Raw genomic sequence first — 19,058 nt, 5'->3', positions numbered from 1 at the left:
CAAAATTGTAGGTTTAAGCGGGGTAAATACTAAAATGCCTCATATTCAAGTATTGAATCCTATTGAAAAGCAAGTATTAGAGGATATAGCAGCCACCGGCAGCGATGAAATGATCAAGAGAGCAAACATCCTGCTAGAACTTAATCGTGGGGAAAATCATAAAAATATAGTAAAAAAACTTGGTATAGCCAAGCAAACAGTAACAAACTGGAAGAAAAAGTGGACATCAAGTACCATAACATCGGAAACCTTGGAAGATGCGATCGCAAAGGTAAATGATGTATTAGGTGTGAACGCAGGCAGACCAAAGAAGTGTAAGAGCGCAGAGGCGAGCAAAATTGTCGAAATCAGCGAATGGAGCAAGAACCGAAAACCCAGTCGTTCAAAGCACCATTACCATATGCAAGTTGCTGAAGAAGCTACTCGCAGGGGGTTGCCAGCACTCTCGCCAAGAAGTATAGGTCGGATCTTGGAAGCGCAACCCTAATAGCATCAAGCTCAAATCAAGCTAACGGGCAATCCTATCTTTTCATTACGCCAAAATAACAACCAAGTTGCCGGAATTGTCGCCAACAACAATTGGTCGCCTCCTATAAGCAAAAGGAGCAGGAAGAAAAATTGATAATTCCCTTAAACCATTCCAACCACTGGGATGGTTTAATTTTTGCATCTATCATAATTCAGCCAGAATACATAACGTAGTATAGTCAAGTGTTGGGTAACAAGCGAATAGCACCAATACCACAGCAGTATATTTAGCAACATTTCGATTGTTACCCACATTCCGCACCCACAACTGTGACACCCCAAGGAAACGGATGTATTTAGTACATAGGAACTAATTAGTGGGAGAATTGACTAGAATTTATTGGCTCTAAATAGGAATTATTACTATTAACTTAGATATATAGTCAAAAAACTTGGACTTTGTACAAAATTTTGGTTCTTAGGTTATTTTGATGGAAAACTTGGTTCAAAATCATTGACTATAAAAAGACAAAAAACCGGTTTGAATCAACAGAAAAATGAGAAAATTTCAACAGATACTTTGATGGAGTTTCTGTTGCCATGTTTAGTACCAAAGACCTTGAATTGAAGAAGATTGACCATTTAGGGATAGTAGCAGGAATAGTAGATTCAATTGGGATTGTAGAAATAATTAATAATTTACTAGGGTCAGAGCCAGGAGAAAAAGTTAGTGCAGGTCAGGTAGTAAAGGCGATGATTTTAAACGGCTTAAGTATGATGTCACAGCCGTTATATATGTTTCCAAAATTCTTTGAATTAATTGCTTGTGAACATTTAATTGGTGTAGGAGTAAAAGCAGAATATCTCAATGATGATAAATTGGGGAGAGTATTAGATAAATTATTTATAAAAGGACTAGATACAGTATTTTTAGCCGTCAGTTTAAATGCAGTAGAAATATATCAGATATCACTCTCATCATCACACTTGGATTCAACATCATTTCATGTAGATGGAGAATATGAAAATAGTTTACCATCAGTGATATTTGAAAATCAAAAAGAATCAGGTTCATTAGAAAAAGAAAATAAAGAGAGTCAATCACCTCAAGCGATAAAGCTGACCTACGGTTATTCAAGAGATCATCGTCCAGATTTAAAACAATTTATTACACAATTAGTATGTTCAGGAGATGGAGATATACCAATATATATAAAAGCAGTATCAGGGAATGAAGTTGATTCTAAAAAGTTTGGAGAAATAGCAGTTGAATATCAGAAAAGAATACAAGTTGATAGTTTAATAGTAGCAGATAGCGCATTATATACAGAATCAAATATCAAGTTAATGTCGAGTCTCAAATGGTTAACCAGAGTACCCTTGACGATAAAATCAGCAAAAAACTTAGTGATGAGTTTAGCAGAATCGGAATTTGTTAAAAGTGAAAAAGTAGGATATTCTTATGCCGAAAAGAAAATAACTTATGGAGATATAGAACAAAGATGGTTAATCGTACAAAGCCAAGATAGAAAAAAATCTGACTTAAAGAAATTATCAAAGAAAATAGAAAAAGCTTTGACTAATACTCAAACTAAGTTAAAAAACCTATCGCAAGAAAAATTTGCTTGTGCTGCTGATGCTAGAAAGGAATTAACCAAAATAAGTAAAGAATTTAAATATCATCAAGTAGAAAATATCGAAGTTATCGAAAAAGATCCTAACGTCAAAGAAGAAAATCAATCAAAATACTATCAAATCTTAGCAACTGTTAGTGAAAATAAAGATGTTATTGACCAAGAAATATTAAGTGCAGGAAGGTTTATAATTGCGACAAATGTTTTGTCAGAAACTGAACTGAGTAGTGAGAAAATGCTGTCCGAATATAAAGCACAACAATCATGTGAGAGAGGATTTAGTTTTCTCAAAAATCCTTTATTTTTAGCAGATAGTATTTTTCTGAAAAGCCCAGAAAGAATAGAAGCATTGGCAATGATAATGGGGTTATGTCTGCTAGTCTATACTCTAGCACAAAGAGAAATTAGAGCAGCTTTAAAATCCTTAAACTATACTGTAAAAAATCAATTGGGCAAAGCCATCAACAATCCAACTATGCGGTGGATATTTCAATGTTTTCAATCAGTTCATCTTGTTACTTTTCAACAAAAAACAGACTTTTATAATTTGACATCTGAGATGAAGTACATTCTCTTATTCCTCCCCGAAGCTTGCCGTAATTACTACAGATATATAAGTTGATTTATCAATATTATTAATACTTTAATCATATCATTTGACTCATTAATAAAATTAATGAGCTTAATTTCTAATGCTGTTTTTAAGTTTATTTCTGGAGAAATATAAGTTATGATAAAGTCTTAATCGTTGAAACATAAAATTATATTATTTATTGTTCTAGAAACCACCCTCATTATTTATTGCTTCTTATTGAGAATACATCTGAATCAACTTTCCTATCTAAAATTTGTTTTTTTATAGATAAATGTATTTTTTTATTCTTTTTTCATGAATTTACCTCCGTAATAACCGATAGTGACACTGGGGGTGCGGAATGTGGGTTGTTAAGGTCTAATGGAAGATTTATCGCGCCAAAGTGAGTGTAGTCGGGCAAATCGAGAGAGAATAGGTTTGATATCGAAAACACCCATTTTCGCGCTCAATGCTATGTCTGATACTCCATATTTCCCTTGGCGTGCATCCCCAAAAGCAAACGATGATACCGGATTTGATGATGCGGTAGAGTCATTAAAAAAATCTCTTTCAGCTCCAATTGAGCGGTATTTTGTCGCAACGGAGGATGAACGGGATGTCATTGCTTTGATGCTCGCCAATATCCGCGCACCCAGTACCCGGCGCGAATACCAGAAAGATTTGCGGAAATTCTTTGTGGCGATGACTGGTATTGAGCCGAATTCTGACAGCGTGTTGGAGTTTTTGCACCTGACCGAGAAACGGGCGGTGGCGGTGGTGTTGAAATATAAGGCCAAGCTACTGGCTATTGGGTTGAAGGAAGCAACGGTCAACCGTCGCCTCAGCAGCATTAAATCGTTGGTGAAGTTTGCCCGCAAGTTAGGTGTGTGCAGCTACACGCTCTTAAATGTAGAGTTGGAAAAGGTAAAAGCGTATCGAGATACTACCGGGGTAGATGCTCAAAGCATCAACAGTGTAATCCAGCTAATTGAGCGCTCAACTGTTCACGGTCAAAGAGATTATGCGCTGTTGCGGCTGTTGTGGGAAAATTTACTGCGACGTAATGAGGTGAGTCAATTAAATATTAAAGACTTCGACCCACACGAAAGCAGGTTGCGAATTTTGGGAAAAGGGCAAGGTACGAATGATGAATGGGTAAAACTGTCAGTAGCAACAGTTAATGCTATCTGTGATTGGTTGCAAGTCCGGGGCAATATCACCGCCTCCTCACCCTTATTTATCGCCCTTGATAACCGCAGCAAAGGGCATCGCCTCACTGGGGACGGCATCCGCAAAATTGTTGTCAATTATTTTGATGCAGCTGGTGTGAAAAAGTTAATGTCACCGCACCGCATCCGCCATAGTGGGATTACAACTCTTTTGGAAGCAACAGAAGGAGATGTGCGAAAGACGCAAAAAGTCAGCCGTCATGTCAAGCTGGATGTGCTGATCCAGTATGACGATAACCGTAAAAAAGGTCAGTCAGAGATGACAAATTTATTGGCAGATATGATTGACTAGGTGGATGCGTAAGCCAGGAAGTCACCTCCCTGATTTGGCTACAAAAGCGATAACAGGCTTTGCTCAAATTGTGCGCCAACGACTCCTGAACAACTCCAACAGTGGCTAACTAACTGTTGCAGACCAGACAGTAGTAATCTGACTGCTTTTTGGTAGAGGCGATGACCTCCGGTCGGTCGGAGACCATCGCAATTCATCGGGCGCACTCATGCGCTCCAAAATGATAGTGTCAAGGTAGTTATCAAGATGGATGACACGCTCACTCAGTCGCAGACAGTCCAGATTTACCTAGACATTACCTAGACATGAGCCAAACAGGGAAAAACAAGAAACTGGCATCTTTTAACTGCGACCAAAAGATGTGGGAGCAGTTTATCGCCCGTTGTAAGTCGAAAGGGACGACGGCAACAGCCACGCTGACCCAATTTATCGAACTCTACCTAGATGATCTAGATAACCTTGATGCAATTGGTGGCAATGATTTAGATAAACGCCTCGACTCTAGGATTAAGGCAAGTGTTGAGGAGTACTTGGTTGCTGGTAACAATAGTCACCCCAGTCTTACGAATGAAACGATATTAGCTATTTACTCACGACTTGATAAGCTGGAGTCACAGTTTTCAAGTGAATCTAATAGCAACCAAACCCCAGCAATCCATAATCTCGCCGATTTAGAAGAAAAAATTGAGGGGATAACAGGCCGAATGACACAGTTTACCGAGGCGATTATTAAAATTCAAAATCATCTCAACAACCAACCGAGGCGGGGCAATAAATCGTACAACAACAATTCATCCTTCCAAGGGCATACTCCCCGAATCCAACCATTATCGGAAGAAGGTTTAGCCAAGAGACTTGGTGTAAGTCAAGAAACTGTACGCGAACAGCGAACTAAGCTGCACCCACCGCTTTTTGTGGCATGGTGCAAGGGCAAAGATAAATCGGGTATGGGGTGGGAATTTAACGAAAATACGGGATTATATCATCCGGCAAGTTAGTATTTTTATTAATTTTAAATACGCCTACACACTTGTTGATTTTTGGCATAACACCAGTTTAATTTCTCTCACGAGTGCTAGAATTTTTTTGCTCAAAAAAATAGCAGCTTTAAATATTAATATTATTGAAAGCGTAATAAATATTCTTTTGTACTTAGGAGATAGTTAGGCGATCGCTTTCTGCCTCACCACTTCTCAATCACTTTTAGTCCTGATTCTATTGTTGGTATAAAAGCTGTCTGTACTATACTCATCAAAGCTCTAAACACGTTTCCGTGCCACAAATACTACTTAAGAGTACTTAATCGATTAGAATTACCTCATGTTGTTGCTCTCTCAAGTATTTTCATGAGTACCAGCCGCTATCCCCAAAATTGGAAAGAAATCGCCACCTCTATCAAAGAATCTTTTGATTGGCGCTGTACTAGATGCAATCGCGTTTGCCTGCGTCCTGGACAAAAGCCACCAGAGCTAACTTTATCCCAGCGCCGAGTCTATACACTTCAGGTACACCACTTTAATTTTGATCCTTCTGACAATCGCTTAGAAAATCTTGCCCCGTTATGTAGTGGCTTATGTAGAATCCACGTCGTAGAAACCTTGATGTGACTGGCTTTTGTAAAATTATTCTACAACGTAACCCATGATAACTCCCCCTTTAACAAAGCAGAAAAATTTACAAAATGTAACTGATATTTTTGACTTAGTACCGCACTTTTCAGTGCCTAATTATTAAAATCATTGTGTTGATAGATTCTTGCTCCCGGCGAAGCAAAAACGTGGTTGAGATGACTGTAAAAATTGCCTACGAACTTGACAAATGGCTTCAATCAAAGTGGCAAAGAGATACGCGATTCTACACCTTAACCCTTTGTCAAAACTTATTTGGAGAGTGGACGATCACTAAAACTTGGGGCAGTGCCATCTATCGAGGATTCGGCAAGTCAAAAGATTTAGATTGCCCTGATTATCAAGCCGCGTTAATAACTTACTACAAGCTGCAAGAGCGAAGGGAAAAGCGAGGGTATAAAAGAGTTGGCCCTGAGTCAAGATATTGATAAATCCTCATCTAATTCCATTTTCGCTTTAGCTATTTGCCAGGATAGTAGTTCATAACCTGATGAAAATTTATCATTGTTTACTCTAACCTGAATTTCTCCTTGTTGTATGGGTAAATATTTTTTCGGAACATCCTGACAGAAACCACTCTCAATAGCCTGACGATACCAACGTTCAAACTCATCATCAAGAGGAGTCATCGCTTTGAGAGGAACATTAGGTTCAGCTTCATCACGAATCATTGCCAACAAGCAAGCGCCGGGATTCTCGATACTGTTATGGCTCCGGTACTGCTGGAAAGCGGATATTGCCAACTTTACCCTAGTAAGATCGTGTTTGGCTATTTCCTGTTTTAATCTAACGCCAATTTTGATGCCCATTTCGGTAATTAAATGAGTAATTTCTTGAGATATATTCTTGAGTTCGCCATTATCAGACTTCTTAGGAACCGAGTTCAGAGAAACAACTTTTGGGGATGACTCAGGTGTGGTCAACTGCTTAATTTGTGTTCGCAGACGTTCACATTCGGACTTCAACTCGAAGATTTCAGCAACATGACCCCTCAAGTTCTGATTCTGTCGCTTTAATTCTCTATTTTCATCTGACAGTTCTCGAATCCGTTGCTTGAATACTTCGCTTAGAGTTTTGAGGCTATGAGGCCCAGGTTGCTTCGACTCTAATGAGTTGAGTTGCTGTGTTTTTTGCGACTGTAAATCATGAATGTATTCAGTTAATTCTGTCCATTTGTAGAGGTAAGAAATGGAACAGCCAGCGACTTGAGCAATGTTAGGAAAGGTCAAGGGTTTCCCGCTTTTTTGAATATCTTCGATAGCGCGAAACACTTGTTCACGTTTGTGCTCTTTTCGCTTTTGTTGGGCTGAGAGAAGGACAGCAGTCTGTTTTTCTCGATTAGGTTGCTTCGCCATTAGCAACTTTCCTCAAATCTAATAGCCATTTATCCATTGCTTCTAGGGTAGCCTTGGATTCTTCATAGGCCAGGGCTGCCCCAGCTTGTTTCGCTGACTCCATGCGTTTGTGTTCTCCAGCATATTGCCGTTCATAAAGGGGTAATTTGCTCGTACTGGGGCGGAAACTACCACAGCCGTAACATTTGGGATAAAGGTTGTAGATACAGTTTGTTTTGGGGTCAAGGGTGCAGTGACCATAAACCGCCAAACGAGGTGAAATTTCCAGGTCGAGTTCGTAGGCTTTCGGGTTGTTGAGAAGGCTTTCAGGTAAGGTTTGCCAGGGAAGGAAGCGGTTTTGCGAATTCAGCAGCAGTTCCTGAAAAGGTAAATCTACTGCCGCTACTTGCTCCCTAGTGGGAGGCGCATAGTGCTGAAATGTCGTTTCACTACTGAGGTGGTCAGCATAGAGTTGAGCGGCTTCCATTCCGTGTTTAGCCCTCACTTCTTGGAGGCGACTAGCGCGGGTAATCTTACCTGTAAAGTAGGGTCTAGTACCATTGCTATCACGAATGTCTTCTCGCTCTATCAACAGACGAATGAGGCGAACCATTGGGTTTTCATTTGCTGTTACTTGAGGGGGTTTGGGCAATGGTTTAAGACTAGAAAACGATGGGTAAGAACTCTGTTTAATACTTCTAAAATGACAAAACAGATAAGGGTAATTTGAGGCAAAGGTTTTTCTAATCCATTGCTGTTGTTGTTCAATGACTTGTCTAATCTCACGAGAGGCAGGTAGTCTATGCCATCGTTCTACCTTATGCTGATAAAACTTGATATACCATTGAGCATTTTCTTCAACTAAACAATCAAAAGCCATCTGACAAATATCTCCTGGACGAGCAGCCGTATATTCTTGCACTAAGTAGTGACGAGCAACAGCAGCAGGGATTTTCTCAAGATGCTGTTTAATCCCTTGACGGGTGATTTCATCCAACCAATCCACGTCCTGAATTGTCTGTTTAGGAATATCTCGATGACGAACTAAGTTTTGAGATTCTAATCCTAAAAAATCAAAAAAATCTTTGAGGATATATAGCTTTTCTCGAATCGTTCGATTACAGTTAGTTTGGTTAAAGTCGAGAAAGGTTAAGATTAGTTCCCGCTTAATATCAGAGAGTTGGTGGACATGATTTTGCTTCAAAATTTGACTAAACTGACGCAAAGCCACCAGAGAATTCATCGGTTTTGCACTAGCTGAGTACCTACCTGATTTGAGTAAAGAATATAGATATTGCTTGACGAGAACACGAAACCACTCAGGTTTAATTGACTTAAAGTTAAGGATTCTTACGGGTGAGTTTTTGATAAAATGGCGAAAATCCCAAACATCATCATCAAAACAGAAATTCAATAAAGTTTCTTCTTGTTGATACCCAACCCAACTGCCATAACTTGTGGCATTAGGGTGAAAATTTATGTGGCAGAAGTAACAGCGACAATTACTCTGGCTGCTAGTTGTTTGAAAGGTCTCGTAAATCCACCCTTTCTGTCCATCAGGGCCAATTTGATGGCACAGGGGATTAGGGCAAACTAAATGCTGGCGATAACCGTGAAACTGAGGTGGAACTTGACAACAAAGCAGGGTTTTCTGGTAGCAAGAATTACATCCTAGTTTGAGTTGATGACTTTGCCCATCAGCATAATGAAATTTGCTGATTTGTCCCTGATTACACTGAGGACAGATAAATTCTCCAGAATACTTTTCTGCCCAATTGACTGACAGAGTTCCTTGAAGAGTTTGATGAATGGAAATAGGTAAGTGTTGAAGTTGACCAGTTAGGTAGGTTACTTGATGACAAAAATCACATCCCAATCTCAGTTTACAAACAGACCCTTTTGAGTAAGAAAATCTGTTGAGTTGTCCCTGATTGCACTGAGGACAGATAAACTCACCAGCATAATCTGTCTTCCAATTGACTTGTAAAGTACCGTCAAGGGTCTGGTGAATTGAGATAGGTGGATGTTGAGGAACTTCACAAGTTAAGTTGGTTATCTGATAGCATGAATCACATTTGAGTCTAAGTTTACAAATTGGTTTTTCAGAGTGATGAAAATTGTTAATTTTTCCCTGATTGCAATTGGGACAAATAAACTCGCCAGCATAATCTGTCTTCCAATTGACTGACAAAGTACCGTCAAGCGTTTGATGAATTGAGATGGGTGCAGACTTTCTCAGTTGGCAGGAGAGGGGAGTGTATCTGTGGCAAACCTCACAGCCTAATTGAATTTGACAAAGTGTTTTATTATCGTAAGCCAAATGGCTCAATCGTCCGCGATTACAAAGAGGACAAACGAACTCATGACTATAGTTCTCTGACCAATTTACTTGTAAAGTCCCATTAAGAGTCTGGTGAATTGAAATCGGTGGATGCTTGCGTTTACCCATTAATTTTCTGCTCTTGAAGATGTTGTAATTCTGACAAGCCATCAAAACGATTTTTGATTAAATCTAATAAGTTAGTAATCTCAGTCACTCGTCTTTCTTGTCCGTTTTTTTGAGCTTGAATTAGGTCTTGCTGTAAGCAGTTCACGTCAGCTTTTAACTGGGGTTTATCTGACAGCGTTATCCGATGATGAGGACAACTTAAACAGGCATAGCGATGTTGACAATCTCCTAACATGGTTGGACGATGACATTCTCCCAGAGGTGTACTAACTTTGAGGAGATTAGCTAATTTTTCATACCTAGTTTTTCTCGGTTTAAAAGAAGTAACTCGACCATACATATCCACATAACCTTTGAGATTAGCTTCTTTTTCTAACCTGATAAGTGAACGCTGACGATAATGAGGTAGCATATCTAAGGAACCGTGACCTAGTACGGCGGCGATATATTCATCCTCTACCTCACAATGAGCCATAATGCTGGCTTTGGTGCGGCGAAACATGTGGCTAGTTAGTTTAAATCTGTTGCCATGTTTGTCTTTTAAGTCTGCTACTTCTCGAAAATTAATTAGCCAGTTACTAATTCTCAATCTGGTAATTGTTTGGGGTTTATAGAACAGTGTTGTGTCTAGTTCTCTATCAGCCCAAGGAATACTTTGATGATGAGTATAAACGGTACAAAATAGTTTATCGAATTCAAAATCTCTCCCAAATTGAGCATCAAGAAATCTCTGCTGTTCTTGAACTAATTCAGCTACTAAAGGATGAATCTGAACAAACCGCCAGTGTTTGCGTTTTTCAACCCAACGTAGTAAGAACCATTTGTCACCTTCCTGTTTCAGGCTATGGCGTGGCATAGTGAGAATTTCTCCAATGCGGCAGCCTAATACCAATTGCAAGCGAAAAAGTCTTTCAAGTGTCGGGGGGAATAAATCGAATTTCTCGTAGATTTGGTAGAGGACTTCCTCCGGAATTGTCTCAATTTTAGGAGGATTTTGTTTGAGTCTGATGGGCGTAAAGGTAATTTCCAGCCACCCTTCTTCTTTCCAAAGATTAAGGGCGTAAGTAATCGCATTCTGACGATTACCGCTATTAATTTCGCTAATAAATTGATGGAGGAGGGATTCTGTCAAAGATTGGGGTTGTGTATATCCATAATTACATAAAAAACGATCTAAATGGTTTAAACAACCAACTCGATGAATAATCCGACCGAGGGAATATCGCTCTCGAACGCTGGCTTTAATGGTTAGTTGAGTCAGCCGTTTTAACCAAGGCAGTGAAAACTTGTGAAAGTAAAGATGATAATGTCCATTAATTCGGCATTCTTCTTGGCTATAACCCAATTCTAACAGTGACCAAACATCTTGATTCATCAAAGGATCATTAATCCACTGTTTCCCTAACTCAGAGAGTGCGATTCGCTCCTGTAATGCTTGCGGTGCAAATGCTTCTGCCATTAATTTTCTTCTTCTCTTAAGTATTGGTCTAGGGTCATTTCATCGAGAACATGACTGTAAATGTCTTTTGTTGTGGCAATTGAACGATGTCCTAAAAGCTGTTGTACATATTGGTCAAGATAATTGTCTTGCAGCATTCTAGTAGCGAAGGTATGGCGAAATAAGTGGGGATGTGCTTTAATTCCTGTTCGTTTGTGGAGTTGGTCAAATAATTTATTTAAGCGAACTAAAGACATCGCTTGCCCTACCCATTTACTTGATAAATTGACGAATAACATCCCGCCTCCCAAAGTTTCGGCTTGAGGCGGATATTCTTCTAGTAAGTAGGCATGAAAGGTCTCTTGAATAGCTGAACGATGGTAAATAATGGGAATTTCTCGTTCTCTTCCTTTAGCCATTGCGCGATTAGGATTGTCTTCTCTGCGTACAATCCGAATGCGTCCGCTGAAATCTAAGTCTTTCACATCCTCTAGGTGTAATCCTAACAGTTCTCCCCGCCGCACTCCTGTTGAGCGCAGCAGCATGATAATTAACCTGTCTCGATAAGTTGTGCAGGCGTTGGCTAAGGTTGCGACTTCTTCATCTAGTAGACAACCACTGAAGAGTTTCGGTTCTTTTATTTTGATGCGTTTGCTCTTTTGTGGATTGCTTTTAGCGATTCCTCTAAGAAAGCCTCCTCGTTTTCCCCAACCCTGCGCTAGTTTCGTGAAATGTTTTTCCTCAATCCTGCCTTCAATTGTGTGATAGGTATAGAATTCTTGGATGGCGGTGACTGCTTGATTGACAGTGCGAGGACTTCTTTTGGCAACGATTTCTCTAACATTTTCTGAGATTGCTTCAACTTCACCACCTAGCAAGTACCAATTCACAAAATCTGCTAATTCATTTAACCCAACCTCATACCAGTTGAGAGATTTGGATTCTAGCCAGCGCCAAAAGTCTACCAGTCGATAAGCGTATGTAGTTACTGTGTTCGGTGCTAATTGTCGCTTTCTACAGTAGTTCAAAAATCTTTGGATTGGCTCTACGGGTAGGCAGGTTTGGTGGTCGAAGACACAGCTAAATCGTGACTCTGTGTGAGGGGATATCGCCCATTCTACCTTGGTCATTTTCTACGTTGTGGAAATTAATTTGTTTCTACCTTAACGTAAAAATTAGGGCTGTTGTTGTTGTTCTTTCCACGTTGTAGAATTGGTTGTTGTTGTCTATATAAAGCGGCTGTCATCTTTACTACCATCGATTCCGACGAGGCAATATTTCTCCTGGTCAATTGTCATTGTTCAAATGAGTGATGCACAAACATTACAGAACCTTGATGAACGCACCCTGGCAGTACATGAAGTGCGATGGCGCGGAGCGCCCCGCCCGCCGGAGGCGATCGCAAATCTCCGCTTTGGGGACTTTGCCCAACTTATACTGTTACTTACAATATTATGGAAATCAGAATTTTAAAACTTATACTTAATATAAGTTGTATATTTAACAACAAGCTACTGTTGGCGGTTGTTAGTTAACTGTCAATTAACAACTATTGATATATACCAATGCTTTCGCCAGTATTTCAAACGTGTCTTCCCAGAGAAGAAATTTTAGCAGGGGAACTCTCCCCCGAATTATTTGCCGCCAAGCTACGACTGGTTGTGGAAGGGAAAGCGCCCCAAGTCTACCAAGACCCCACAGCCTTTTTCGCCAATACATTTGCTACCGATGGTTTGAAAACCCTAATCTCGGAAGTCTTCGGGCGGTTGATAGGTGCTGCTGTCGGCTCCCCCATTATCCGACTGGAAACCAGCTTTGGTGGTGGTAAAACCCACGATGAAATTGCTTTGTGGCATATTGCCAAACATGGACGAGAGATTCCTGGACTAGACCGTTTTACTGACAACATTAATTTTATTCCAGATCGACCGATTCAAGCAGCTGCGATCGCTTGCCAAGACCTCGATCCGGTTAACGGTGTTTACCATGCGGACACTGGCGTTACCACTTATACCCTTTGGGGGGAAATTGCTTATCAAATTAATGGTGTAGCAGGTTATAGCTTGCTTAAAGGTTCTGATGAACAGCGAGTCAGTCCAGGCACAGTGGTTTTAGAAAGGATAATCCAAGGGCAACCCACAGTCATTATCATCGACGAAATTGCCTCATACCTGAGAAAAGCCAAGGCTACTCTAGTTGGTAACAGCAACTTAGCCGGACAGGTAGTTGCTTTTTTATTCGCCCTCATGGATTTAGCAGCATCTTGTAATAATTTAGTATTTGTTTACACGCTGGCTTCCTCCACTGACAGTTTTGGCGAAGAAACCACCGAAATCCGGGAAACCATTTCCGCTACCGCGAGGCAAGAGCGGATCATTAAACCCAGCACTGATATTGAAATTTACAATATAGTTAAACAGAGGATGTTCAGCAGCATTGAAGCTAATGCTGCCAATAATGCTTCAAAAGAATATTTACAAAGTTATAAAGCTAGTCGGATTAATTTACCAGATGGTTGCAAAGATGCACGCTATGCCGACAGTATCGAGCAGAGTTATCCTTTCCACCCAGAATTATTTAATCTGCTGACTAAAAAGATTGCCTCTATCCCAAACTTCCAACGCACCAGAGGAGCTTTGCGGTTATTTGCCAGAGTTATCCGTTATCTGTGGAACGATACTAATGCATGGATACCGCTAATTCATTCTCACCATATTCCTGTTGGTATTGAAGAAGAAATCACCAGCGATTTAACTGCCCGTTTGGAACGTCCTTTGATGCGGATTACGATCCAAGCAGACATTTACAACAAAGATGGTAGAGAGGCACACGCTCAGTTACAAGATGCAGAATGGAAAGCTGCTGGTAAACCTCCCTTTTCAACCTGGGTAGCCCGGACTATTTTTTTGCATTCCATCACTCAAGGGATATCTGCGGGGATTCGTCGCGCCGAATTAAATTTATCTTTGTTGACACCGGGGTTAGAAATTGGCTTTGTTGATACTGCCTTAGAAAGGTTGAGTGAAGTTGCTTGGTATTTGGAAAATGATCCGATTACAACTCTGGCTCGTTTCAAAGAAGAACCATCAATCAATAAAATTATTGCCGAAGAAAAAGCCCAAGTTGGAATTACCGAGGCGAAGGATGATTTACGAAGTCGCCGCGATGCCATTTTTGCTAATAGACTACTGACGTTAGTTATTGCACCGGAATCACCAGGAGATGTGGATGATGTGTCCGATAGTATTGCCCTGTGTTTAATTGACTTTAACGAGGCGACTATTTCTGTAACTACCGAAGGGCCACCGCCAATGGTGGAGAAAATTTTTAATGAAACAGGTGAGTCGGGTAAATTCCGTACTTTTAGAAATCGTTTGTTATTTTTAGTTGCCAACAGGCAAGAATTAGACCGAGCAATTGACAATGCTAGGGAGTTTCGGGCGATTCAAAATATTCTAAATTCTCCCAATCGCTTACAAGATTTATCAGAAAATCAGCAGAAACAACTCAAAGATAAAAAAGGTTCTCTTGATTTAGGGGTAAGAGTATCTTTAACTAATGCCTACCGCCATTTATTTTACCCTGCTAATGACCCAGTAAAAGCTCCCAAGGGGTTGATGCACTATACCCTTCCCGCCCAAGATTCTAGCGATGTGAAGGGTAAAAATAATCAACAAGATGTCATCTTAAAAGCACTGAAAGATTGTCAGAAAATTCGTGCTGATGACGCACCATCCTACGCCCCTGCTTATATTTTGCAGAAGGTATGGCTGTCTGGGTTAAACCATTGGACAACTAAAGCATTAAAAGAAGCTTTCGCCAAAGACTTGAGTTTAAATATATTTGTCGATGCCGAAATCTCAAAGCTGCGAGATACCATCCGCCAAGGTTTGCAGACTGGTAGTTGGGATATGAAGGTGGGAGAAAAGCTGTTTATTAAAACCGATGACGGTAAAATTACCCTACCTGACTCCATAGAATTTTCTGAGAGGATGGAACTCTACCGCCGGGGAATTCTGGAACCACCGAAACCGCGAGAAATTGAACTGAATGCTCAAGTCTTGTCCAGTACAGAATCGGTAAAACCTGTGCGGATACGGTGGAAAGCATCAGGGGCGTTGACGATTAAGCTGTATCAGGATGGAAATTTGGTTGTAGGGGAGTTTCGCCCTAGTGATGAATATGAAACAGCGATGCCTACGGCGGGCTACGCCTACGCTAAAACCACAACTTTCAAAATTGTAGCTGATTACGGCAATGGCGAAGTAGAGGAGAGGGAAACCCAAGCAAGCATTTTAACCTACGGTACTGGTACACCCCGCACACCTAACGGTAGCGAAAAAATTGCCGATGACTGGGATGATTTATCTCTGTTTAAAGCTAAACCAGAAGAATTTGACTTGGAGGGAACACTCGATAGGGTGTTTAATGAATTAAGCGATCGCATCCAAGATAATCAAGTCCAGGGTATCAAGTCTTTGGAAATCTCCGTTAGCCAAGTAATGGACTACCGTAAGTTGATGACGGCTTTCCCGATGTTGATCAAGCTACCCTTGCAAATCGACCAAACGGCAACTATTACTGTCAATGAACAGTTTATCAGGTTAGAGTACCAAGGCCCAGTCAAAGGATTTCAGAGTTTTCAGGGGGCTGTTAACACTTTGCTAAGTAGCCCGGATGTAAAAGCTGACGTGTCACTGAAGCTAGTATTTGAATTTTCATCTCCAGTGGAAACAAACGGCGCAGAAATCAGTAATATCAAAGGGGCACTGAATCGTAACCCGGTTGACAGGCTGAATTTGACGGCGAAAGTAACGTACTAAGATGCAAGAGTTTCAATTGCGAGTAGTTCCCACGGATAATAATAACTTTGCCCTGGAGTTGTATCAATGTGCTTATAAGAAAGCCGGTGAAAAAAAGCGTCCTTCTGCCAAGCGAATTGGGCGTTTAAAGGGTAATGCTTTAATTCAGGTAAAACAGGCAATTTATGATTCTTTGAAGGCGAATAATTATGACCCCAAAACCCTAAGCCACAATCGCCAAACTCCTTATGTTTTGAATGAAGAATCAGGGATAAATTTAGCGTTGCTGTTTCAGACTTTGCAACCGCTTTCTAAATTAGAACGCATTGCGAATATCGCCCAAGGAATTAGAGCCATGAGTTATGAGGAATCGCATTACTGGTTTGCCAAGATTAGCAATGGTAAACGTAATCAGGCTTTGAAAGCGATTCGAGTATTGCTTGGTGATTAGCTGCAACTGCTACGCATTTGGCATTCGGCAGGGGAGACGATAGCGATCGCCCCTGGCACGACGACTGCGATAACTACTGCTACAATCCAAGCAATCATCGTTGGCACGCGGCTCCACATTGATAATGCTGCGTTCTCGCGCAAACCTTAATTGGTGGCACAGTTGGACTTCTGGTTGATAAAGTCCTGTGAACATCATCATAAAATCGTTCACAGCTTGCTCGGCAGACTTAACATTGAGTGCAATGACGCTGGGTTGAGCGATATCTTCATCCTCAACATACCGCTGAGTTCGCCGTTCTTCCTCACTCAATGCTTCTTGTTGTAACCTACCAGCCGGAATCAATTCATGGCAGTGCAGGCAACCACCATAAGCATAAGGAAGTACAGGTCGAGTAGCAGTAAAAATATCTTCAACTTGCCTTGTTTGCTTATCAACAGGAACCTTAGCACCAATCTGAATCCCTGGAATCAGGTACTGATGCACCAGCGCGTTGAAAACTAGACGGCTTTGCATAGAGTCCGCTGCCAAGAACAAGAAATCGGCATCTACTAGCAAATGGGCGTAGGCGCAGCCCGTCGTAGACATCGCTTCATCGACGATATTTCCCACAACCGCATCATAGCGGATGGAGGGATTAGCTTGTTTGGCAACCCGGCGGGCGACATTGACTTTATAAGCAGCCAATCGCTTGCCGAGTTTTTGCAACCACGGAATCGGCTGTTTGGTTAACCAAGTCATTACATCCCAAGGATTTGTGCCAACAATTCGCGGTCGATTAGTTAATTCAACGCGGTCAAAGTCGATGGCGACGATATGCCCTACTCCCAAGTGGGACAACCATTCATTAATTAGCGAACCTCCGCCGCCAAGTCCGATGATTCCTACTTTTAAATTGGCGAAAATTTCTTGCCCGACATCGCCAAACAATCGTGCGTGGCGATCGTACATGGGATTGGCGGCACACAGTCGGGGTTGGGGCGAAGGATAAAGTTACAGGGCGCTCGTTGACAGTAACAGTGATTGTTTTGGGCTTTTTCGCCAATAATTCTGCGTCTTGCTTAGATTCAATCTGCATATGAGACTCCTTGTAAATTTCATCTTGTGGTTTTGGAATGGGAGCATTGGGGAGTAGCAAATTTTGCACTCCCTAAAAACAAGTGGTTCGGAAAACAGACTATTTAGAGCCTTTGTGCTTGGTAGGGTCAACTAGTTTGTAAAGCTGACCTGCTTGTGGTGTCGGAGGTAGAGGTTCACCTTTTGTTACAGTTCGTTCCTCTCCCGTTCCACCACCACGCGGCCCAGTAATCTCGTATTGACCTGAACGTTGTGCGATTTCGCCTGGTTTTTTCAGTTCATCAGACATAAGCCGTCCTTTCTTGTTTGAATATCGAACATTAACTGGATACAAGCTAGCACAGTGTTCATAAAACTAACAAGAGGAAGAGTAATTTTATTACCAAATCGGGCTAAGATTAGGTTAGGTGTTCGATTATCAAACAAAGATTAGGTTCAAAGGAGAATGAATTACGCAGAACTAGGTCGCCGAATTCGCTTTGCAAGGGTTGAGGCAATGCTTTCTCAAGATGCTGTGGCACAGCATCTTGAACTGCCGCGTTCTGCTGTGTCTTTGATTGAGAGTGGCAAACGCAAGGTAGACAGTCTGGAACTCGAACGGTTTTCCCGTTTAGTTGGCAAGAGTATTCTGTTTTTTTTGATGAAGAGTCTAGAGCAGTAGAGGTTAGTAATTTTGAGGAGGATGACCCAACTCAAATTCTTTTCAGTGCCAACCAAGTTGTTGACATATCGCCTGATAAGGAGCAAATTGAGCGCTTTCGTCAGTTTCACCGCAACTTTGGGGATTTAGCTCGAAAGTTGAACCGTCTTTCTGAACCTTACTCAAGTGAGCCTTTATACAACGTATTTAAGCCTACTCCAGCAGCAGCCAAGTGGATGGCAGCACAAGAACGTGCCCGACTGGGGATTCCAATTTCTAGCCCGATTAGAAATATGTGGGACGTTTTGGAGAACGAAGGTGTCAGGGTGATGGCATGGAATCTGGTAACGCCCAAATTAGGAGGATGTTTCATTTTTTCACCTTTCCTTGGTTCCTTCATTTTGGTGAAAAGAAACCTTGGAGATTATTCAGCTAATATGCTTAATTTTGTGCTGGCACATGAATATTGCCATCACTTGATTCATCGTCAGCAAAAAGGCATTACCTGCGACCCCAGTGGAAATTATCGCCGACCGGAAGAATACTTTGCTCAATGGTTTGCTGCTAATTTATTAATGCCTGAAGAAGCAATAGTTCCACGATTGACTTCTTATTTAGAAAAGTCAGATGGAGATATTAACGCCGAAATTGTTATGCACTTGGCGTTAGATTTTGGGGTTAGCTATAAAGCTATGCTTTATCGGATGGGGGATAAAAGAATTGGCTTAATTGAGAAAAATGTCTTGCCAAAATTATCTAAAGAAAAGCCAAAACAACTGCTTGCTAAAATTGGTCGTTCTGTTCCTCGCTTGGAAAAATTTAGTCAATTTCCTAATGAGTATAGAGAGATGGTCTTTGATGCGTATCGTTCCGGTTATTTAAGCTTGAGTAAGTTGGCAGAACTGTTAGAAATCACTTTGGAAGAGGCAAAAAATGAATTACAGTCCAGAGATATTCCTATTAATTTGGGTATCAATTCTGAGTTAGAACTTTTAAGCGATATTGAGAACGCTTAACTATTTGGTGTGAAGATTGAACGGAA

At 41.0% G+C, this 19,058-nt stretch carries 18 protein-coding genes; 11 read left to right on the top strand and 7 right to left on the bottom strand.

From position 1 onward, the window contains the following. The first annotated feature begins 34 nt into the window (after nt 1–34). The 3 genes from ANSO36C_RS32275 to ANSO36C_RS32265 all read left to right on the top strand — a co-directional run bounded on the left by ANSO36C_RS32275 (nt 35) and on the right by ANSO36C_RS32265 (nt 4,197). The gene (locus ANSO36C_RS32275; protein WP_251960887.1) at nt 35–487 is read left to right on the top strand and encodes a helix-turn-helix domain-containing protein; all 453 of its coding nucleotides are present in this window, start codon (nt 35–37) and stop codon (nt 485–487) included. Between the two features lie 581 nt (nt 488–1,068). Beyond that, nucleotides 1,069–2,724 carry an IS1634 family transposase gene (locus ANSO36C_RS32270; protein ID WP_251955401.1) on the top strand — a complete coding sequence of 552 codons (1,656 nt, stop codon included), beginning with the start codon at nt 1,069–1,071 and terminating at the stop codon, nt 2,722–2,724. Nucleotides 2,725–3,057: 333 nt separating this feature from the next. Continuing rightward, a complete protein-coding gene (locus ANSO36C_RS32265) occupies nt 3,058–4,197 on the top strand; it encodes a tyrosine-type recombinase/integrase (protein WP_251960886.1) in 1,140 nt (379 codons plus the stop codon). A gap of 38 nt (nt 4,198–4,235) precedes the next feature. Here the strand turns inward: ANSO36C_RS32265 and ANSO36C_RS32260 are convergent, their stop codons facing one another. Then, the gene (locus ANSO36C_RS32260) at nt 4,236–4,394 is read right to left on the bottom strand and encodes a hypothetical protein (protein ID WP_251960885.1); all 159 of its coding nucleotides are present in this window, start codon (nt 4,392–4,394) and stop codon (nt 4,236–4,238) included. Nucleotides 4,395–4,502: 108 nt separating this feature from the next. On the opposite strand from ANSO36C_RS32260, the gene ANSO36C_RS32255 reads away from it, so the two are divergent. The 3 genes from ANSO36C_RS32255 to ANSO36C_RS32245 all read left to right on the top strand — a co-directional run bounded on the left by ANSO36C_RS32255 (nt 4,503) and on the right by ANSO36C_RS32245 (nt 6,253). Continuing rightward, complete coding sequence (locus ANSO36C_RS32255) at nt 4,503–5,195, top strand: hypothetical protein (protein WP_251960884.1); 693 nt, start codon at nt 4,503–4,505, stop codon at nt 5,193–5,195. 348 nt (nt 5,196–5,543) lie between these two features. Beyond that, nucleotides 5,544–5,804, top strand: a complete 261-nt coding sequence (locus tag ANSO36C_RS32250; protein ID WP_251960883.1) for an HNH endonuclease — start codon at nt 5,544–5,546, stop codon at nt 5,802–5,804. A 179-nt stretch (nt 5,805–5,983) separates the two neighbouring features. Then, a complete protein-coding gene (locus ANSO36C_RS32245) occupies nt 5,984–6,253 on the top strand; it encodes a WGR domain-containing protein (protein WP_251960882.1) in 270 nt (89 codons plus the stop codon). On the opposite strand, the gene ANSO36C_RS32240 is transcribed toward ANSO36C_RS32245, so the two are convergent. From ANSO36C_RS32240 to ANSO36C_RS32225, 4 genes are read right to left on the bottom strand one after another with little or no spacing between them, the layout of a single operon-like run. After that, nucleotides 6,242–7,180, bottom strand: a complete 939-nt coding sequence (locus ANSO36C_RS32240) for a DUF6262 family protein (protein ID WP_251960881.1) — start codon at nt 7,178–7,180, stop codon at nt 6,242–6,244. The two genes, ANSO36C_RS32245 and ANSO36C_RS32240, sit on opposite strands and share 12 nt — an antisense overlap. Further along, complete coding sequence (locus ANSO36C_RS32235; RefSeq protein WP_251960880.1) at nt 7,164–9,608, bottom strand: site-specific integrase; 2,445 nt, start codon at nt 9,606–9,608, stop codon at nt 7,164–7,166. The genes ANSO36C_RS32240 and ANSO36C_RS32235 overlap by 17 nt, the downstream gene beginning before the upstream one ends. Further along, nucleotides 9,601–11,067, bottom strand: coding sequence for a tyrosine-type recombinase/integrase (locus tag ANSO36C_RS32230; RefSeq protein ID WP_251960879.1), 1,467 nt, complete (start codon nt 11,065–11,067; stop codon nt 9,601–9,603). Before ANSO36C_RS32230 ends, ANSO36C_RS32235 begins: the two co-directional genes overlap by 8 nt. Continuing rightward, the gene (locus ANSO36C_RS32225; RefSeq protein WP_251960878.1) at nt 11,067–12,176 is read right to left on the bottom strand and encodes a tyrosine-type recombinase/integrase; all 1,110 of its coding nucleotides are present in this window, start codon (nt 12,174–12,176) and stop codon (nt 11,067–11,069) included. The genes ANSO36C_RS32230 and ANSO36C_RS32225 overlap by 1 nt, the downstream gene beginning before the upstream one ends. A gap of 175 nt (nt 12,177–12,351) precedes the next feature. Between ANSO36C_RS32225 and ANSO36C_RS32220 the strand changes: the two genes are divergently transcribed. The 3 genes from ANSO36C_RS32220 (at nt 12,352) to ANSO36C_RS32210 (ending at nt 16,299) form a co-directional block, all read left to right on the top strand. Beyond that, on the top strand, nt 12,352–12,519 hold the full coding sequence (locus tag ANSO36C_RS32220) for a hypothetical protein (RefSeq protein ID WP_251960877.1): 168 nt from the start codon (nt 12,352–12,354) through the stop codon (nt 12,517–12,519). Nucleotides 12,520–12,611: 92 nt separating this feature from the next. Then, complete coding sequence (locus tag ANSO36C_RS32215) at nt 12,612–15,869, top strand: ATP-binding protein (protein WP_251960876.1); 3,258 nt, start codon at nt 12,612–12,614, stop codon at nt 15,867–15,869. Nucleotide 15,870: 1 nt separating this feature from the next. Beyond that, nucleotides 15,871–16,299, top strand: coding sequence for a DUF7680 family protein (locus tag ANSO36C_RS32210; protein ID WP_251960875.1), 429 nt, complete (start codon nt 15,871–15,873; stop codon nt 16,297–16,299). A 9-nt stretch (nt 16,300–16,308) separates the two neighbouring features. On the opposite strand, the gene ANSO36C_RS32205 is transcribed toward ANSO36C_RS32210, so the two are convergent. Together ANSO36C_RS32205 and ANSO36C_RS32200 are read right to left on the bottom strand one after the other, a co-directional pair. Beyond that, nucleotides 16,309–17,250: a ThiF family adenylyltransferase gene (locus ANSO36C_RS32205; RefSeq protein WP_251960874.1), complete on the bottom strand. Its 942-nt coding sequence runs from the start codon at nt 17,248–17,250 to the stop codon at nt 16,309–16,311. Nucleotides 17,251–17,476: 226 nt separating this feature from the next. Next, the gene (locus ANSO36C_RS32200) at nt 17,477–17,665 is read right to left on the bottom strand and encodes a hypothetical protein (protein WP_196519575.1); all 189 of its coding nucleotides are present in this window, start codon (nt 17,663–17,665) and stop codon (nt 17,477–17,479) included. Between the two features lie 156 nt (nt 17,666–17,821). On the opposite strand from ANSO36C_RS32200, the gene ANSO36C_RS32195 reads away from it, so the two are divergent. Together ANSO36C_RS32195 and ANSO36C_RS32190 are read left to right on the top strand one after the other, a co-directional pair. Then, nucleotides 17,822–18,037, top strand: coding sequence for a helix-turn-helix domain-containing protein (locus tag ANSO36C_RS32195; protein WP_251960873.1), 216 nt, complete (start codon nt 17,822–17,824; stop codon nt 18,035–18,037). Nucleotides 18,038–18,174: 137 nt separating this feature from the next. Next, complete coding sequence (locus ANSO36C_RS32190; RefSeq protein WP_251960872.1) at nt 18,175–19,032, top strand: ImmA/IrrE family metallo-endopeptidase; 858 nt, start codon at nt 18,175–18,177, stop codon at nt 19,030–19,032. The last annotated feature ends 26 nt before the right edge of the window (nt 19,033–19,058 follow it).

Origin of the sequence: Nostoc cf. commune SO-36 (assembly GCF_023734775.1) — a bacterium.
Classification (GTDB): Bacteria; Cyanobacteriota; Cyanobacteriia; order Cyanobacteriales; family Nostocaceae; genus Nostoc; species Nostoc commune_A.
The sequence above is the reverse complement of the archived record's forward strand: the minus strand, read 5'-3'. Positions and strand labels throughout refer to the sequence as shown.

Excerpts from the sequence above, each read along its gene's own strand:
- ANSO36C_RS32215 (WP_251960876.1), top strand. The coding sequence starts at position 12,612 with ATGCTTTCGCCAGTATTTCAAACGTGTCTTCCCAGAGAAGAAATTTTA.
- ANSO36C_RS32265 (WP_251960886.1), top strand. The coding sequence starts at position 3,058 with ATGGAAGATTTATCGCGCCAAAGTGAGTGTAGTCGGGCAAATCGAGAG.
- ANSO36C_RS32260 (WP_251960885.1), bottom strand. The coding sequence starts at position 4,394 with ATGAATTGCGATGGTCTCCGACCGACCGGAGGTCATCGCCTCTACCAA.
- ANSO36C_RS32225 (WP_251960878.1), bottom strand. The coding sequence starts at position 12,176 with ATGACCAAGGTAGAATGGGCGATATCCCCTCACACAGAGTCACGATTT.
- ANSO36C_RS32250 (WP_251960883.1), top strand. The coding sequence starts at position 5,544 with ATGAGTACCAGCCGCTATCCCCAAAATTGGAAAGAAATCGCCACCTCT.
- ANSO36C_RS32195 (WP_251960873.1), top strand. The coding sequence starts at position 17,822 with ATGAATTACGCAGAACTAGGTCGCCGAATTCGCTTTGCAAGGGTTGAG.
- ANSO36C_RS32200 (WP_196519575.1), bottom strand. The coding sequence starts at position 17,665 with ATGTCTGATGAACTGAAAAAACCAGGCGAAATCGCACAACGTTCAGGT.
- ANSO36C_RS32270 (WP_251955401.1), top strand. The coding sequence starts at position 1,069 with ATGTTTAGTACCAAAGACCTTGAATTGAAGAAGATTGACCATTTAGGG.
- ANSO36C_RS32235 (WP_251960880.1), bottom strand. The coding sequence starts at position 9,608 with ATGGGTAAACGCAAGCATCCACCGATTTCAATTCACCAGACTCTTAAT.
- ANSO36C_RS32230 (WP_251960879.1), bottom strand. The coding sequence starts at position 11,067 with ATGGCAGAAGCATTTGCACCGCAAGCATTACAGGAGCGAATCGCACTC.
- ANSO36C_RS32220 (WP_251960877.1), top strand. The coding sequence starts at position 12,352 with ATGAGTGATGCACAAACATTACAGAACCTTGATGAACGCACCCTGGCA.
- ANSO36C_RS32255 (WP_251960884.1), top strand. The coding sequence starts at position 4,503 with ATGAGCCAAACAGGGAAAAACAAGAAACTGGCATCTTTTAACTGCGAC.
- ANSO36C_RS32275 (WP_251960887.1), top strand. The coding sequence starts at position 35 with ATGCCTCATATTCAAGTATTGAATCCTATTGAAAAGCAAGTATTAGAG.
- ANSO36C_RS32245 (WP_251960882.1), top strand. The coding sequence starts at position 5,984 with ATGACTGTAAAAATTGCCTACGAACTTGACAAATGGCTTCAATCAAAG.
- ANSO36C_RS32210 (WP_251960875.1), top strand. The coding sequence starts at position 15,871 with ATGCAAGAGTTTCAATTGCGAGTAGTTCCCACGGATAATAATAACTTT.
- ANSO36C_RS32240 (WP_251960881.1), bottom strand. The coding sequence starts at position 7,180 with ATGGCGAAGCAACCTAATCGAGAAAAACAGACTGCTGTCCTTCTCTCA.
- ANSO36C_RS32205 (WP_251960874.1), bottom strand. The coding sequence starts at position 17,250 with ATGTACGATCGCCACGCACGATTGTTTGGCGATGTCGGGCAAGAAATT.